At 60.5% G+C, this 16,527-nt stretch carries 15 protein-coding genes; 9 read left to right on the forward strand and 6 right to left on the reverse strand.

Features of this window, described 5'->3' with window-relative positions:
• Nucleotides 1-32: 32 nt before the first annotated feature.
• Nucleotides 33-1,898 carry an EAL domain-containing protein gene (locus tag B7H23_RS03125; RefSeq protein ID WP_094075914.1) on the reverse strand — a complete coding sequence of 622 codons (1,866 nt, stop codon included), beginning with the start codon at nt 1,896-1,898 and terminating at the stop codon, nt 33-35.
• Between the two features lie 237 nt (nt 1,899-2,135).
• Here B7H23_RS03125 and B7H23_RS03130 point away from each other — a divergent pair, with 237 nt between their 5' ends.
• The 3 genes from B7H23_RS03130 to B7H23_RS03140 all read left to right on the forward strand — a co-directional run bounded on the left by B7H23_RS03130 (nt 2,136) and on the right by B7H23_RS03140 (nt 5,806).
• Entirely contained in the window at nt 2,136-3,125 is a 990-nt protein-coding gene (locus tag B7H23_RS03130; protein ID WP_094075915.1) for a Gfo/Idh/MocA family protein, read from the forward strand.
• Nucleotides 3,126-3,337: 212 nt separating this feature from the next.
• A complete protein-coding gene (gene dnaK / locus B7H23_RS03135; RefSeq protein ID WP_094075916.1) occupies nt 3,338-5,272 on the forward strand; it encodes a molecular chaperone DnaK in 1,935 nt (644 codons plus the stop codon).
• 72 nt (nt 5,273-5,344) lie between these two features.
• The gene (locus B7H23_RS03140; protein WP_094075917.1) at nt 5,345-5,806 is read left to right on the forward strand and encodes a hypothetical protein; all 462 of its coding nucleotides are present in this window, start codon (nt 5,345-5,347) and stop codon (nt 5,804-5,806) included.
• Between the two features lie 71 nt (nt 5,807-5,877).
• On the opposite strand, the gene B7H23_RS03145 is transcribed toward B7H23_RS03140, so the two are convergent.
• From B7H23_RS03145 to B7H23_RS03155, 3 genes are all read right to left on the reverse strand, one after another.
• A complete protein-coding gene (locus B7H23_RS03145; RefSeq protein ID WP_094075918.1) occupies nt 5,878-6,477 on the reverse strand; it encodes an SCO family protein in 600 nt (199 codons plus the stop codon).
• Between the two features lie 2 nt (nt 6,478-6,479).
• On the reverse strand, nt 6,480-7,007 hold the full coding sequence (locus B7H23_RS03150; RefSeq protein ID WP_094075919.1) for a copper chaperone PCu(A)C: 528 nt from the start codon (nt 7,005-7,007) through the stop codon (nt 6,480-6,482).
• Nucleotides 7,008-7,076: 69 nt separating this feature from the next.
• Nucleotides 7,077-7,520 (reverse strand): hypothetical protein, encoded by a 444-nt coding sequence (locus B7H23_RS03155; RefSeq protein ID WP_094075920.1) that lies wholly within the window; start codon nt 7,518-7,520, stop codon nt 7,077-7,079.
• 137 nt (nt 7,521-7,657) lie between these two features.
• Between B7H23_RS03155 and B7H23_RS03160 the strand changes: the two genes are divergently transcribed.
• From B7H23_RS03160 to B7H23_RS03185, 6 genes are all read left to right on the forward strand, one after another.
• Nucleotides 7,658-8,794: an acyltransferase family protein gene (locus tag B7H23_RS03160; RefSeq protein ID WP_094075921.1), complete on the forward strand. Its 1,137-nt coding sequence runs from the start codon at nt 7,658-7,660 to the stop codon at nt 8,792-8,794.
• Between the two features lie 130 nt (nt 8,795-8,924).
• The gene (gene dnaJ, locus B7H23_RS03165; RefSeq protein WP_094075922.1) at nt 8,925-10,061 is read left to right on the forward strand and encodes a molecular chaperone DnaJ; all 1,137 of its coding nucleotides are present in this window, start codon (nt 8,925-8,927) and stop codon (nt 10,059-10,061) included.
• A gap of 123 nt (nt 10,062-10,184) precedes the next feature.
• The gene (pmtA, locus tag B7H23_RS03170) at nt 10,185-10,784 is read left to right on the forward strand and encodes a phospholipid N-methyltransferase PmtA (RefSeq protein ID WP_094076845.1); all 600 of its coding nucleotides are present in this window, start codon (nt 10,185-10,187) and stop codon (nt 10,782-10,784) included.
• 42 nt (nt 10,785-10,826) lie between these two features.
• A complete protein-coding gene (pyrF, locus tag B7H23_RS03175) occupies nt 10,827-11,531 on the forward strand; it encodes an orotidine-5'-phosphate decarboxylase (protein WP_094076846.1) in 705 nt (234 codons plus the stop codon).
• A gap of 226 nt (nt 11,532-11,757) precedes the next feature.
• Entirely contained in the window at nt 11,758-12,990 is a 1,233-nt protein-coding gene (locus tag B7H23_RS03180) for a polyhydroxyalkanoate depolymerase (RefSeq protein ID WP_094076847.1), read from the forward strand.
• Nucleotides 12,991-13,171: 181 nt separating this feature from the next.
• The gene (locus tag B7H23_RS03185; RefSeq protein ID WP_094075923.1) at nt 13,172-13,792 is read left to right on the forward strand and encodes a transglutaminase-like cysteine peptidase; all 621 of its coding nucleotides are present in this window, start codon (nt 13,172-13,174) and stop codon (nt 13,790-13,792) included.
• A gap of 48 nt (nt 13,793-13,840) precedes the next feature.
• Here B7H23_RS03185 and B7H23_RS03190 read toward each other — a convergent pair whose 3' ends face one another.
• Together B7H23_RS03190 and gshB are read right to left on the reverse strand one after the other, a co-directional pair.
• Nucleotides 13,841-15,373 carry a YifB family Mg chelatase-like AAA ATPase gene (locus B7H23_RS03190; protein ID WP_094075924.1) on the reverse strand — a complete coding sequence of 511 codons (1,533 nt, stop codon included), beginning with the start codon at nt 15,371-15,373 and terminating at the stop codon, nt 13,841-13,843.
• Nucleotides 15,374-15,508: 135 nt separating this feature from the next.
• Nucleotides 15,509-16,462, reverse strand: coding sequence for a glutathione synthase (gshB, locus tag B7H23_RS03195; RefSeq protein WP_094075925.1), 954 nt, complete (start codon nt 16,460-16,462; stop codon nt 15,509-15,511).
• Between the last annotated feature and the right edge of the window lie 65 nt (nt 16,463-16,527).

The following is a 16,527-nucleotide window of genomic DNA, read 5'->3' on the forward strand; positions in this document are numbered from 1 at the left end:
CTCATTGGCGCTGTCACGTCTGGCGACTGATCCTACGCTGCCCGTTCATCGCTGGCCGCCTTGCCCGGCCTTTGTGCCCTATGGCGAAAAGGGCCATCGTAAACTTCGGTTGCAAGGCCGTCATGTGCGCGCTTTGCGTCCCGTTTCAGACGAGTGATGGCAGTCATCAGAGGATCGACATTGTCGACGCTCCGCCCGGCGGGCACCGTCAGCATGGCGATCGAACACTGCAAAAGCGGGAACTGGCGGCGATTGCCATATCGGTCCATACCCACAATATGGCCTCGGTCGCGATCTTCGGATCGGTAGAGGCTCGCCGCGTTGGTGGCGAATCTTTGCCTCAGAAGCTGCAGTTCGGCAGCCAGTTCTTCCGGTAGGATATCTTCGGCGCCAAGAAAGAAATCGTCACCGCCGACATGGCCGATCATGTAGCGTGGATCGAGGAATTGCTTCTTGAGCAAGTCGGCGAAAAGCGAAATCGCCCGATCGCCCTCTCGAAACGAGTAATTGTCGTTGAACGGCTTGAAATTGTCGAAGTCGAGATAGCAAAAGTGACGGGATCGGTCTGCAGAGTCGGCCTGCTTCTCGCAATATTTGCTGATCGTCGCATTGCCGGGCAGATTCGATAGTGGATTCTGGTCCCTGGCAGTTTCCAGGCGTCGGTCGTTTATGATCTCCAGAAGCGATCGGGCCGACAGGAAGCCTGCATAGGCCATATTGTCGGTCAGAATAATGCCATCTGCGCCATCCCAATAGGCAAACACGTCCAAAATCGCATCGGCCGACGAGCCGATTTCCGCGATTGGGCAAGGCCTTATGAAATGCGTGAGGCTTCGGCTGCATGAACTGTTGAGCAGCAGGTCGCGTCCATAGGGCGAATAGGTGAATTCCTTCAGGTCGATCTCGCGCACGAGGCCCTTGGCTTCGCCGGCGGCATCGAGAACGGGAAAGACCGACTGCTTCTCGGAATAGCGGAACGCTTCGAACACTTCGCTCATGCGGTCCGTCTGGTTGACCGTGCTGAGCTGCTCGATACGGTCGTGAACAATATTGGCGGACCGCGCGGGACCCGCCATCTCCTTTTGAAGCGTCAGCCGAAGATGCGGATAGCTCACATGACCGTCGTCAAAATCGAGGCGCGGCGGGCAGACAAAATAGCCCTGAACGAGATCGCAGCCCAGCCGCCAGCATCGCCGGTATTCCTCCTCGGTCTCCACCCCTTCGGCGACAATGCGACTGCCCAGAACATGGGCCAGGCTGACCAGCGTCGATACGAACAGTTCCTTTCGATTGTCGGCCATCATACCGGTCACGAAAAACCGGTCGATCTTGATGAATTCGGGATGGTATTCGTACAGAACCTTGAGCTCGGACATGCCCCGGCCGAAATCGTCGATGGCAAACCGAATGCCGTGTTCGCGGTGATCGGCGATCGTCTGCCGAATATTGGCATCGTTGGTGTAGTCATAGGTTTCGGAGAATTCCAGACAGAGCGCCGAGGGCTCGAACCTGTATTTGTGCAGCAGCCTTGCCGTGCAATCCGCCAGGCTGGTCGTGCCCTCAAGGGCGCGACCATCGAGATTGAAGAAAAGCTTGACCTCCTCATAACCGGCCGTGGCGGTTAGTTTCTTCAGTGCTTTTTCCAGGAGGATCAGGTGAAGGGCATCGGCCTGCCCCAAGCGATATGCCATGTCGAGGACGCTTTCGATCGATGCGAACCCCATCTTATCGTATCCGCGCATCAGCGCTTCGTAGCTGTATAGCGAGCCGCTTCTCATCGAAACGATGGGCTGTAGCGCCATGTCGAGACCATGCCATGCACGCGCAAGAAACCCGTCGATGGTCCAACGCGGTTGGTCGGCGGTTGGTTGTGACGGTATGTCTGGCGCGGTCTGCATTGGAACCTCTATATTCTGGGCGGTCGCGCCAATTTAAGACGGCAAAACTAAACTCGCATAAAGATCAATGCCGTAAAAAGCAGAATATTCAATAACTTAGAATTTTGGTGAAGAGGTAATAAATCACAGAATTGTGACAGCTCGCCAAAGGAGCGCCGACCTGTTTCACTGATCGGTTCACGGCGCGTCTAAGCTAAGGGTCCTCGCCTTAACGACACCTGCCGAAAGGAGACGGTCATGTTCCGCTGGGGCATTCTATCGACAGCCAAGATCGGGCGCGAGCACGTCATTCCGGCGATCTGCGCTGCGGACAATTGCGTGTTGAGCACCATCGCCAGCCGCGACGAAGGCGCAGCGTGGGCTCTCGCCGACCGGTTCGGCGCGCCGCACGCCTTCGGCTCCTATGACGCGCTTTTGGACAGCGATAAGATCGACGGGGTTTATATTCCGCTGCCGACCTCCATGCATGTGGAATGGGCCGAAAAGGCTGCCCGCGCCGGCAAGCATGTGCTGTGCGAAAAGCCCATCGCACTGAAGGCTTGCGAGATCGACCGGTTGATTTCCGCACGCGATGAGACCGGCGTTCTGATCTCCGAAGCCTTCATGGTCACCTACCATCCGCAATGGCACAAGGTGCGCGATCTCATCGCCGACGACGCCATCGGCAAGTTGCGGCAGGTCGATGCGGCCTTCACCTATTTCAACAAGGATGCGGACAATATGCGCAACCGGCCGGAGCTCGGCGGCGGCGTCATTCCCGACATCGCGGTCTATCCCACGGTCACGACCCGCTTCGCCACAGGGGCGGAACCGCAGCGAATCAGCGCAAGCGTCGACTTCGATCCGGAGTTCGGCACGGATCGCTATGCGTCCGTCCGGGCCGATTATGGCGCATTCGAGCAGAGCTTCTATGTTTCGACGCAGATGGCGCATCGCCAGACAATCGCCTTTCATGGGGACGACGGCTTCATCGAAGTGACCGCGCCATGGAACTCCAATCTCTATGAGGGCGACGAGGTGCGCCTGCACGACCGCTCGCATTCCCGCATGGAAGTGTTCCGCTATAGCGGCGTCGACCAGTACCGGCTGGAAGTCGAGACCTTTGCAACGGCCATCGAGACGGGCGACCGCTCGCCCATTTTCAGTCTGGAGGATTCGGTCAGGAACCAGAAGGCGATCGACGCCATCTATCGCGCAGGCGAGGATGGCGGTTGGGTGGATGTGTGAAAAGCCGGCGCGTCCGCTGCGGACCGCCCGTTCACATTTCCGTGATCTTCCCGCCGGCCATCGCTTGCGACCACCGGCCTTGCTCCTTATATGCGCTGCGAACGGCGCAAATCGCTTCCGCTGAACGGTTTTCGCTTCGCACTTTCAATCGGAACGGGGACTGCCACGGAACGCCATAACGGGTCCCGGCAGTCTGCTAAACGGAGATAAGAATGGCTAAAGTTATTGGTATCGACCTCGGCACCACCAATTCCTGCGTCGCCGTCATGGACGGCAAGGAAGCCAAGGTCATCGAGAATTCCGAAGGCGCGCGCACCACGCCTTCCATGGTTGCCTTCACCGAGGATGGCGAACGCCTTGTCGGCCAGCCGGCCAAGCGCCAGGCGGTCACGAACCCGGAAGGCACGCTCTTTGCGGTCAAGCGCCTGATCGGCCGCCCCTATTCCGACCCGACGGTCGAAAAAGACAAGAAGCTGGTCCCCTACGCCATCGTCGAAGGCAGCAATGGCGACGCCTGGGTGAAAGCCGGCGGCAAGGACCACTCCCCCTCGCAGATTTCCGCGATGATCCTTCAGAAGATGAAGGAAACCGCTGAGGCCTATCTCGGCGAGAAGGTCGAGCAGGCGGTTATCACCGTTCCGGCTTACTTCAACGACGCCCAGCGCCAGGCCACCAAGGATGCCGGCAAGATCGCCGGTCTCGAAGTGCTGCGCATCATCAACGAGCCGACGGCTGCCGCCCTCGCCTACGGTCTCGACAAGAAGGACGGCAAGACCATCGCCGTTTACGATCTTGGCGGCGGCACGTTCGACGTCTCCATCCTGGAGATCGGCGACGGCGTGTTCGAGGTGAAGTCGACCAATGGCGACACTTTCCTCGGCGGCGAAGACTTCGACATGAGGCTCGTCGAATATCTTGCCGACGAGTTCAAGAAGGATCAGGGCATCGATCTGCGCAACGACAAGCTGGCCTTGCAGCGCCTGAAAGAGGCCGCGGAGAAGGCCAAGATCGAACTGTCATCGTCTTCGCAGACCGAGATCAACCTGCCCTTCATCACCGCCGACCAGTCCGGCCCGAAGCACCTGACCATGAAGCTGACACGGGCGAAGTTCGAAAGCCTCGTCGAGAGCCTCGTCAAGCGTACCGTGGAGCCGATGAAGGCCGCGCTGAAGGATGCCGGCCTCACCGCCAACGAGCTGGACGAAGTCGTTCTCGTCGGCGGCATGACCCGTATGCCGAAGGTTCAGGAAACGGTGAAGCAGTTCTTCGGCAAGGAGCCGCATAAGGGTGTGAACCCCGATGAGGTGGTCGCCATGGGCGCCGCCATCCAAGCCGGCGTGCTGCAGGGCGATGTCAAGGATGTGCTGCTGCTCGACGTCACGCCCCTGTCGCTCGGCATCGAGACACTGGGCGGTGTGTTCACCCGCCTGATCGAACGCAACACCACGATCCCGACCAAGAAGAGCCAGACCTTCTCCACCGCTGAAGACAATCAGAATGCGGTGACGATCCGGGTCTTCCAGGGCGAGCGCGAGATGGCGGCCGACAACAAGATCCTCGGCCAGTTCGATCTCGTGGGTCTTCCGCCCGCACCGCGCGGCGTGCCGCAGATCGAGGTGACCTTCGACATCGACGCGAACGGCATCGTGCAGGTTTCCGCGAAGGACAAGGGCACCGGCAAGGAACAGCAGATCCGCATCCAGGCCTCCGGCGGCCTTTCGGACGACGATATCGAGAAGATGGTCGCCGATGCCGAATCGAACGCCGAAGCCGACAAGAAGCGGCGTGCGGCGGTCGAGGCCCGCAACCAGGCCGAGGCGCTGATCCATTCCACGGAGCAGAGCCTGAAGGACTACGGCGACAAGGTCTCCGAAGAGGACAAGACGGCCATCGAGACGGCCAAGTCCGATCTGCAGGCCGAACTCGACAATGAGGACGCCGATCCGGACGCCATCACGGCGAAGACGCAGACATTGGCCGAAGCTTCGATGAAGCTTGGACAGGCGATGTACGAAGCCAGCCAGACCGAAGCCGCCGCAGCAGATGCGCAGGCGGATGGCGCATCCGAAGGCAGCGAGAGCGATGATGTCGTCGATGCCGAATATGAGGAGATCGACGAGGATGGCGACGAGAAGAAGAGCGCCTGATCGTCCTTACAATGCATTGTAAACGAAAGCCCCGGCTGGAGACAGCCGGGGCTTTTTGTTGTAGGGGTTGTCATGGCATATGAACCAAATCCCGACGAAATGGACGATCCGGCCAAGCTCCGGACCCTTATCCAGAACGCATCGCGGCTCGGCCGCGACGATCTCGTCTTTCGCTGTCAGATGCAGCTAGCCCGCCTTGCCTCGCCTGAAAGTGACGATGCGCTGGAATGTGAGTTCTGGCAGGCCGTGCACATGGCCGAGGAGTTGCGGACGACAAAACCCGGGCGCACGAGTCGCCTGTCTCGAGCCAAGCAGAAGCACAAGCGCGACGGCGCCAGGAAATGCATTGCCGATGTCGCCACGAGCCCCGATTTGAGCGACGACTTTCGCGTTCTCAGCGATGGCGGTCATCCCGAACTGACCTTCGAATCGATCCTGCTACGCCACTCCGATCAATTCACGGCGGAAGAGGCAGAGCAGGTTCGCGAGAAGCTGGGCCGCGAGGGCATAAAACTGGACGATCCGGTGGGATAAGACCGGCATAAACGCTGCAAGCAATATGCCGGTCTCGTCGTTCTTCTGAACGTGCCGCAGAATTGGCGACACTAACCGTTGGCCAGCCGCCGCAACTTCTCCACCGCCGTATCGGACGATTCGCCATAGGCGATCGTGCCCTTGAAGCGGCCCTGCGAGTCGATCAGCAGGACCGAAGCGGTGTGGTCCATCGTGTAATCGCCATCCTCGAGCGGCACTTTTCTGGCGTAAATCCGCCAGGCCTTCTTCAGCTCGGCGACCTTTTCGGGATCGCCGGTGATGCCGGTGATGCGGTCTGTGAAGTTCTCGACATAGGACTTCATCATCTCCGGCGTATCGCGTTCCGGGTCGACCGTGACGAAGAAGGCGCGAATGCTCTCGCCGTCTTCACCCAGCCTGTCGAGCCAGTTCGCCATTTCATAGAGCGTGGTCGGGCAAACCTCCGGGCAATGGGTAAAGCCGAAGAAAATAGCGGCGGGCTGCCCTTCCAGCGACTTTTCGGTGATCGGATCGCCATTGTGATCGATCAGTTCGAAAGGTGCGCCCATTTTCGTATCGGCAATCATGGAACGCTCCGAACCGCCGAAAACCGATTGATAGACGAGCGCGCCGGCAATGGCCACGATCAGCAGACCGACTATCGTCCAGCTGACGATACGGAGCGTTCTCATTGTCAGTGCTCCTTATGTTCGGCGGCGTGACCGGAATCGCCGCTCATGGCAAACGGAACCACCGGCACGTCCATGGTGAGGGCGCCGGCCTTCTCGAACTCCACCGTCAGCGTCCGCGTCTCGCCTTCCTTCAGCGTGTCCCGCATGCCCATCAGCATCAGATGGTAGCTGCCCGGTTTCAATTCGACCTCCTCACCGGGCGCGATCTCCAACCCGTCCGCCAGCGGGCGCATCTTCATCACGCCGTCTTCCACGGCCATTTCATGGATTTCGACCCGGTCGGAAAAGTCGACCGAACCGCCGATCAGCCGGTCGGCTTCCCCACCCTTATTCTCCACCGTCAGATAGCCGGCGGCGACCTTGGCGTTGGGCGGCGTGGCGCGAAGCCGCGCATGCTCCACTTCCAGATTGCCAATGGTGTGCTTTTTCATTTCCACCATCCCGTCCGACATCTTGTCGGCTTCGGCCATGGCAGAAACGGGCATGATTGCGAGCGCCGCAACAGCGGCCAGAATCGTTCTTTTCATCATTCTATCCTTTTGACGCCTGTCGAGAGGCGTGTCCTTGCATTTCGTCAAACAGGACCGGCTTTGCCGGCTCTAGATGCGAATGGGCGGACCGCGGGCGAAAAAGGCTTTGGATGGAGAGAATGCCGGCGCGGCCTTCTGGTGGACCAGACGCGGTTTCGTCAGAGGCGCGGCGATGACCGGCGCTTTGCCGGACATCGGCGGCAGACCGGCGATCTTTGCGAAGGCGCAGACGAAACAGTGAAGCTGCGACGCATGGCCGGGCGCATCATCATCGCCGGCCAAACCACCGCGACAGATGACCGGCAGGGTTCCATCCGGCAGGGCGTAGTTCGCCAGTTCCACAGCCTGGGCGCGACCGTCCGCAGTGGCGGATGCGCGAACGGCCGAACCGAAGCCGAGACCGACCACCAGAATGGCGGCCAGTAGCAGGGCCAGGCCCTGGCGTATCGTCGGCGAGCGTCGCAATCGGCCGGTCATGCCGCGCTTATATTGTGAGACGATCCGGAAATCCATCCCGATCCGCCCATGGCAACAACAACGCTGTTTCAGCCAGACGAATTTGTCCTGTTTACCACCATGCGAAGTTTCCGTTTCGCGGATAACTCCGACGCGCTAAATGGGCCACTCCGTTTCCGTCGCCGGATCGTTCTATGACCATTGCCGCATCAGCGCCGAAGCCGACCATATACCACGCTTTTGCAGTCTGGCGGTTTGTCGCGGCGCTGATCGTCATGATGTACCATTTCGTTCATCTATCCGATGACTGGCGCATCTGGGTGCCATGGCTGGAAAACATGATGCCGCTGCTTGACCTGTTCTTCATGGTCTCCGGCTTTCTGATCTATGAGCGCTATCGGCACCAGCTCGGCAATCTGAAGTCGTTCGGCACCTTTCTTTATAAACGGCTGGCGCGGCTCTATCCGCTTCATCTGATCACCACGACGTTCTTTGTTCTGCTCGGTCTCGGCTGGGAGGCCGGCCTGATCCGCGCCGAGAATGGGCCCTACCTGTTCGACTGGAGCGCGCTGCCGGCCAATCTGCTGCTATTGCAGGCGTGGGGCACTACCGAATGGCTCAGCTTCAATTTTCCATCCTGGTCGCTCTCGGCAGAGTGGCTCTGCTATCTTCTGATGCCGCTCGTCGTTTTCATCGCCGCGCGGAACGGCATTCCAGGGCTGATCTTCGGCGCCGTGATCGCCTATCTGCTGGCACTGTTCGTCATCGCACAGGGCTGGTCCGCGGCCCAGTCCATTGCGGAAATGAAAAGCTGGGGCGCGTTGCGGGGCCTCGGCAGCTTTTTCATCGGCGCCGCACTCGTTCGTTTCGTTGAAATCTCCACCTTTCGCATGCGATCCCATCTGGTCGGCCAGTTCGCCATGGGCATCACGGTCTGGCTTATGTTCCAACCAGTTGCCTATGGCTATATTCTGGCCGCGCTCGGCGGAACGCTCTGGCTTGCCGCGCTTGCCGAACGCGATAATCCGGACGGCATGGCCTGGCTGCGTCCAGGTCTGCCCCTCTTCGCCGTCAGTTTCGGCATCTATCTGTGGCACCCCATTCTGGAAGCCTTCTTTCTCAAGGGCGTCTGGCGGATCATCGAACCGATCGTGGATTTCCGGATCGACTGGCTCTTCATCCCTGCCGCTCTCGGAACCATCATCGTTGCGCTGGTCAGCCACGCCCTTCTCGAAAAGCCGACCGGAGACTGGCTGATCGACCGGCTTCGCGGACGTAAAACCCGCCATGCACTGGCGGCCCGGACCGCCCTGATGGAGGGTGGCCGCTGAACGCGGCGGCAATCTCCCCCTTTCATCCTGGGCCAAGCCCCATTACATAGGCAACGCTGCCGCTGCGGCGCTTCGATGCGCTCCGGCAGATATTGCCCGCCTATGCCGTTTCAGGGACCGATCGCCAAGCATGGCCACCAAACACGACTATTACGAGCTTCTCGGCGTTGGACGCGAAGCGGACGAGAAGGCTTTGAAGAGCGCATTCCGCAAGGCCGCCATGAAATGGCACCCGGACCGCAATCCGGGCGATGCCGGGGCCGAGCACAAGTTCAAGGAACTCAACGAAGCCTATGACGTGCTTCGTGACCCGCAAAAGCGTGCCGCCTACGACCGGTTCGGCCACGCCGCCTTCGAAAATGGCGGCATGGGCGGCGGTGGACGCGGCGGCTTCGGCGGCGGCGGCTTCTCCGACATTTTCGAAGATATTTTCGGCGATATGATGGGCGGCGGTCGATCCCGCCGGGCCGGCGGTCGCGAACGTGGCGCCGATCTGCGTTACAATATGGAAATCAGCCTGGAAGAAGCCTTTATCGGCAAGACGGCCCAGATCCACGTGCCGACTTCGCGCAGCTGCGAGGAATGCGATGGCACCGGAGCGGCTCCCGGCAGCCAGCCGACCACCTGCCCGATGTGTAATGGCATGGGCCAGGTTCGCGCCGCTCAGGGCTTTTTCTCCATTCAACGTACATGCCCGCAATGCCACGGACGTGGAACGGTGGTGTCCGATCCCTGTAAAAACTGTAGCGGCGACGGACGCATCCAGGAGGAACGCTCGCTCTCGGTCAACATTCCAGCGGGGATCGAGGACGGCACACGCATCCGTCTGGCAAGCGAAGGCGAAGCGGGGCTTCGGGGCGGCCCGTCCGGCGATCTTTACATCTTCGTTTCCATCACTCCGCACGAATTTTTCCAGCGCGACGGCGCCGATCTCTATTGCCGGGTTCCGATCTCCATGGCGACGGCGGCCCTTGGCGGCCAGTTCGATGTCGGCACGCTCGACGGCAGCCAGGCGCGCGTCAAGGTTCCCGAAGGCACACAAAACGGCAAGCAGTTCCGCCTGAAGGGCAAAGGCATGCCGGTTTTGCGCGAAACCGTTGTCGGCGACCTCTATATCCAGGTCGCAGTGGAGACACCGCAGAAGCTGAACAAGCGTCAGCGCGAATTGCTGCAGGAATTTGCGGACATCTCCGAAGCCGAGAATTCGCCGCAAAGCACTGGTTTCTTCAACCGTATGAAGGATTTTTTCGAATCCTTCGGGGAATAGGCCAGAACCATCGTTACCGATGAGATCCATGAAGATGAGGATGGAAACTTCCGCTGACCGGATCGTTCGGTTAAAAAAGATGATATTCCGCGCATAGCGGTTGCGATCAAGGGACGCATGTTCATGTCACAAGCTGTACGAAAACCCCAGAAGCGGGCCCGCTTCAATGAGGAAATCCGCTTCATCAAGGGGTGGCTGGCTGATGTGAAGGCGGTTGGCGCCATCCTGCCCACCTCGTCCGTCACCGCGCGCATCATGGCATCGGTCGTGGATGTCTCCAGCGGGTTGCCTGTACTGGAACTGGGGCCGGGCACCGGCGTGATCACAAAGGCGATTCTGGAGCGTGGCGTTGCGCCCGACCAACTCTACAGCATCGAATATTCCAAGGATTTCGCCGACCATCTGAAAATCGAGTTTCCCGACGTCAACATCATTCAGGGCGATGCGTTCGATCTCGATACGACGCTGGGCGCGAAGAAGGATCAAGTCTTCGATTGCGTCATCTGCGCCGTGCCGCTGATCTACATTCCGGTCGAGCAGCGCGCCGGACTGATCGAGGATCTGCTGGACCGGGTCAAGCCGGGCCGTCCGGTCATTCAGATCACCTACGCGCCAAAATCTCCGGTTCCGCCCGGTAGCGGCAATTTCGAAGTGGTCCACTACGATTACGTGCTGCGAAACGTGCCGCCCGCCAATCTGTTCGTCTATCGCCGGCCGGCCTGACCGGCTGATCGTCCTTTCCTCGGTGACGCTTTCTTGACCGGCATCCGCCAGCCCGTATCCGCCCGCGACCGCCTCATTGTCGGACTGGACGTGCCGACAGTGGACGAGGCACGCCGGATCGCCGAGGAAACGCGCGGAATGGTCGGTCTCTACAAGATCGGCCATCAACTGGCCTTTACCGGCGGGCTCGACCTGGCGCGCGACCTGATCGAACGCGGGGAGAAGGTCTTTCTGGACCTCAAGCTGCTGGATATCGACAATACGGTGGAGAAGGGCGTGGCGTCGGTCGCCTCGCTCGGCATATCCATGCTGACCGTCCATGCCTATCCGAAGGCGATGGCGGCCGCAGTGCGTGCAGCGGCCGGTTCCGAACTGACGCTGCTCGGCGTTAGCGTGCTGACTTCGATGGACACGGCCGATCTGGCCGAGGCCGGCTATCGCGAAACCGCCGAAGAACTCGTTGGGCGCCGCGCGAAACAGGCGATGGAAGCCGGTATGGGCGGTCTTGTCTGTTCCGGCCTTGAAGCGGCGGCAGTCCGCGCCATTGTCGGCCCGGATATGGCCATTGTAACGCCGGGCATTCGGCCAAACGGGTCGGCATCGGGCGATCAAAAGCGGGTCATGACGCCTGGCGAGGCAATAAAAGCCGGCGCCAGCCACCTCGTCGTCGCACGGCCGATCCTCGGGGCGGACGACCGGCGGGCCGCCTGCGAGACCATCATGGCGGCTATTGGCGACGCCTTATAGGCGGACAGCTCGCGGGCTGCCGGCCTGGCATTCCCGGTGGCTGTGGATTGTTGCAGGGCAGCCAATCCACCGACCCGTCAAAGCGAAAGCAGTTTCACACAAGGCCCTGTTGCCATAATGTCGCGAGATTCGCTGCGTTGCCAACCGCCTGTTGCATTGCAACCGACACTCTTTAGTGTTGCTCGACCTCGGACGGACCACTCAGCAGGAGGATTAGGGGATGGGGATGCTATATCACGTCTATGAGTGGCAGCGCGCGGCGCTGGGACCGGCCAGGGTCATGGCGGACGCCACCCGAATGACCTTTTCCAACCCTTTGAACCCCTTCTCGCGCAACGCGCTCGGACGCTCGATAGCCGCCTCGGCCGAACTGTTCGAACGCATGACGCGACGCTACGAAAAGCCCGCTTTCGGCCTTTCGGAGACGGTGGTCGACGGTCAGACCGTGGCTGTTTCGGAAGAAATTGTCTGGCAGCATCCGTTCTGCAATCTTCTGCATTTCCACCGCGACCTGCCCGACACCGCCGATAAGGGGCCACGTTTCCTGCTCGTCGCGCCCATGAGCGGCCATTACGCCACGCTCCTGCGCGGCACGGTCGAGGCCATGCTACCGCATGGCGACATATTCATAACCGACTGGATCGATGCTCGCGACGTTCCGCTTTCCGATGGCGGCTTCAACCTCGACAGCTATGTCGACTATGTCATGTCCATGCTGCGCCACCTCGGCCCCGACACCCATATCATTGCCGTCTGCCAGCCCTCCGTGCCGGTCTTCGCGGCCGTGGCGCGGATGAACGAGGAAGGCGACGAAGCGGCGCCGTCATCGATGATTCTGATGGGCGGGCCGATGGATACGCGCCTGTCCCCCACCGCCGTGAACGATCTGGCCGCAGAGAAGGGCATCGCCTGGTTCCGCGACAATGTCATCATGACCGTGCCATGGCCGCATCCCGGCGCCGGGCGCAAGGTCTATCCGGGTTTCATGCAGCTATCCGGCTTCATGACCATGAATCTGGACCGGCACGTTATCGCGCATAAGGACTATTTCCTTCACCTCGTGCAGAACGATGGCGACAGCGCCGAAAAGCATCGCGATTTCTACGATGAGTATCTTGCGGTCATGGACATGACGGCGGAATTCTACCTGCAGACCGTCGAAAACGTCTTCATCCGCCACGACCTGCCGCTCGGCCAGATGCGTCACCGCGACCAGAAAGTCGATCCCTCGGCTATTACCAAAACGGCGATCTTTACGATCGAGGGCGAGAAGGACGATATCACCGGCCATGGCCAGACCAAGGCCGCGCTTGCCTGGTGCACCGGCCTGCCAGCGTCCATGAAGCAGCACTACACCCAACCCAATGTGGGACATTACGGCGTCTTCAACGGATCGCGCTTTCGCAAGCACATTGTCCCCAGGATCGTACAGTTCGCCAAGGATCATGGCGCAGGCTGAATAGCGCCACTTCGACATATATCCATCGAAATCAATCACTTATATGTTCATTGCGAAACTGACGTTTCGTTAGGACATTTTTTACCTTAACCAATTCTTACGTCATTTCGTCCCGAACGATTGACCGCTCGCCCAGCCAGTCCTTAACATTCGGTTAAGGTTTGGCGGAAGGACAGTTGCGATGCGGAAGGGTAAGGGCGCGGGGCTTCTCGCCGGACTGGCTGCAGGTTTCGCCGTTACGATCACCAGCGGCATGGGCGCGGCGGCCAGTTCGAACATGTGGACGGGCTCGACGACCTCGCAACCGATCGGCCATTACGAGTTCTGTGTCGCCAATCCCGCCGAGTGCGACGTCAAGAGCCGGGACAAAGGCCCTTTTATTCTAACTTCGCAGATCTGGCAGCGCGTGACGGAGATCAATCGCCAGATCAACCGCGCCATCGCGCCGATGAACGATGTCGACCTCTACGGCCGGGAGGAGCTCTGGACCTTTCCGAGCGGGGCAGGCGATTGCGAAGATTACGTGCTGGAAAAGCAGCGCTCGCTCGCCGCGATGGGCATCCCGTATTCGGACTTGCTGATCACCGTGGTGCGCAAACCCGATGGCGAAGGCCATGCCGTACTGACCTTCCGCACCGATCACGGCGATTTCATTCTAGACAATCTGCGCGACGAGGTCCGTTCCTGGGCGCAGACGCCCTATCGTTTTCTGAAGCGACAATCGAGCGTCCATTCCGGCCGCTGGGTGAGCCTGCGAAGCGGCAATGAAATCTTCGTCGGCTCGGTCGAGCCAAGCCGTTAGGCCCGTCTGTCCTCGTCAACGTCAGTCGAACGCCAATGACCCGTCCGATCAGGCGGCCTGCGCGAGGCGATCGCCGGCCATTCGAAAGGACAGCGCTTCGGCGAGATGAATACGGCCCGTGCTTTCCATGCCGTCCAGATCCGCCAGTGTTCGTGCGACCTTGAGAACCCTGTGATAACCGCGGGCCGAAAGCGCCATTTTTTCCGCCGCGTCCCGCAACAACGCTCCTGCCGCCGCATCGCAACGCGCCACTTTTTCGATGACGGAAGATCCGCAGACAGCGTTGGTCGTGGCGGTTGGCAGGCCAAGCTCGATAAAACGCGCATTCTGGATCGCCCGCGCTTCGGCGACGCGCTCGGCAACGATAGCCGAAGGTTCGGCGTCCGAAGGAGCGATCAGATCCGCTGCGGTAACCGCCGGCACTTCGATCTTCATATCGATCCGGTCCAGAAGCGGGCCGGACAGGCGCGCCTGATAATCGCTGACGCAACGCGGTCCGCGCGCGCAGCGATGGCCGGGTTCGCCCGCCATGCCGCAGCGGCACGGATTCATCGCCGTAATCAGTTGGATACGCGCCGGATAGGTGACGCGATGATTGGCCCTGGCGATGATGCATTCGCCGTTTTCGAGCGGTTGGCGTAGGCTGTCCAGCACGGTCGGATGAAATTCCGGCAATTCGTCCAGAAACAGAACGCCATTGTGGGCGAGCGAGACCTCGCCCGGCCTTGCGCGACTGCCGCCGCCGACCATCGCCGCCATGGATGCCGAATGGTGCGGCGCCCGAAAGGGCCGCCTTTCGCTGAGCTGACCGCCGGCGAGTTCTCCGGCAATGGAGGCGACCATCGACACTTCCAGCAGTTCGCGAGGCGACAGCGGCGGCAGGATCGAAGGCAAACGGGCGGCCAGCATGGATTTGCCGGAACCGGGCGGGCCCACCATCAAAAGGTTATGGCCGCCGGCAGCGGCGATTTCTAGAGCACGCTTGGCCGTTTCCTGCCCGCGCACATCCGCCAGATCCGGCAGGCTTCCAGCCATCTGCCGCCGGGCGGGCTGCGGGCGGGTAAGAACCTGCGTGCCACGGAAATGATTGGCGATGGCGATCAGGCTGCGCGGTGCGAGAATATCCATCTCCTCACCGGCCCAGGCCGCTTCGCCGCCGCTTGCCGCAGGGCAGATCAGCCCTCTTCCCTGCGCATTGGCGCCAATCGCCGCTGGCAGGGCGCCGGCAACCGGCGCGATGGTTCCGTCCAGCGACAATTCGCCTAGAACGGTATATCCATCCAGCGCATCGGCCGGAATAGCGCCCATTGCCGCCATCAGGCCGAGGGCAATCGGCAGATCGTAATGGCTACCCTCCTTCGGCAGGTCTGCCGGGGCGAGATTGACGGTTACGCGCTTCACCGGCATGGACAAACCGGACGCATGAAGCGCCGCCTGGACCCGCTCTCGGCTTTCCGCGACGGCCTTGTCCGGCAGGCCGACGATCTGCATGTTCATCTTTCCGGGCGCGACCATGACCTGCACGCAGACGGGAACGGCTTCGACCCCCTGAAACGACACGGTATGAATGGTAGCAACCATTGCCTGATCCTCTGTACCCGACCTGCCCTAAGGCAAGCATGGTTTTGCGTACAGATCAAGAACGTTCGATGAACTTTTCATTCCGCCCGGGCAGGCTTGCAACCAGGCGGACCGTATCGCCACGAAGGCAGGCCGTTATCTGGCCATATGGGACAATCGGCTTTCCACCGCGTCCCAGAAGAGTTCGGCAATGTCCTGGCCGCCAAACCGTTTCACTTCACGAATGCCGGTCGGGCTGGTCACATTGATCTCGGTCAGAACGTCGCCGATAACGTCGATACCGACCAGTGTGAAGCCGCGTTCGCGCAGGGATGGTCCGATGCGTTCGCAAATTTCGCGATCACGGTCGGTCAGTTCGATCGGCTCGGCCCGGCCGCCGACATGCATATTGGAGCGCGAATCCGTTTCAGCCGGAACGCGGTTGATGGCGCCAACGGGCTCGCCTTCGATCAGGATGATGCGCTTGTCGCCCTGTCGCACGGCGGGCAGGTAGCGCTGGACGATATAGGGTTCGCGGCTCATCTGCTCGAAGAGCTCGATCAGGGAGGTGAGGTTCCTGTCATCGTGACGCAGATGGAAGATACCGGCGCCGCCATTGCCGTAAAGCGGCTTCAGGATGATGTCGCCATGGCGCTTCCGAAAGTCGAGAACGGCTTTGCGGTCCCGGGTGATGAGTGTTTCTGGCATCAGGTCGGGGAAATCGGCGACGAAAATCTTCTCCGGCGAATTGCGCACCCAGGCCGGATCGTTCACCACCAGCGTGTCGGGATGAATCCGCTCCAGAAGGTGGGTGGTCGTGATGTAGTTCATGTCGAAGGGTGGGTCCTGACGCAGCAGGATGGCATCCATATCGGCCAGATCGATACGCTTTTCCTCGCCGAGATCGAAATGGTCGCCCTCCTCATCGCGAAGAACGAGCGGCTGTGCACGCGCAAGGAGGCGACCTTCGTCAAGGCTCATCGCATCCGGCTCATAGTGCCAAAGCTCATATTCGCGCTGCTGCGCGGCCAGGCCGAGGGCGAATGTGGTGTCGCCGGCAATATGGAGACCCGAAACATGATCCATCTGGATCGCGACACGCAACGTCATAAACTCATCCCCGCACTGCCATTCGATAGGCGGGACATAACGCGTTCGACCGGTGGGAGAAAGAG

It is taken from the genome of Notoacmeibacter marinus (assembly GCF_002238045.1).
Taxonomy (GTDB): domain Bacteria; phylum Pseudomonadota; class Alphaproteobacteria; order Rhizobiales; family Rhizobiaceae; genus Notoacmeibacter; species Notoacmeibacter marinus.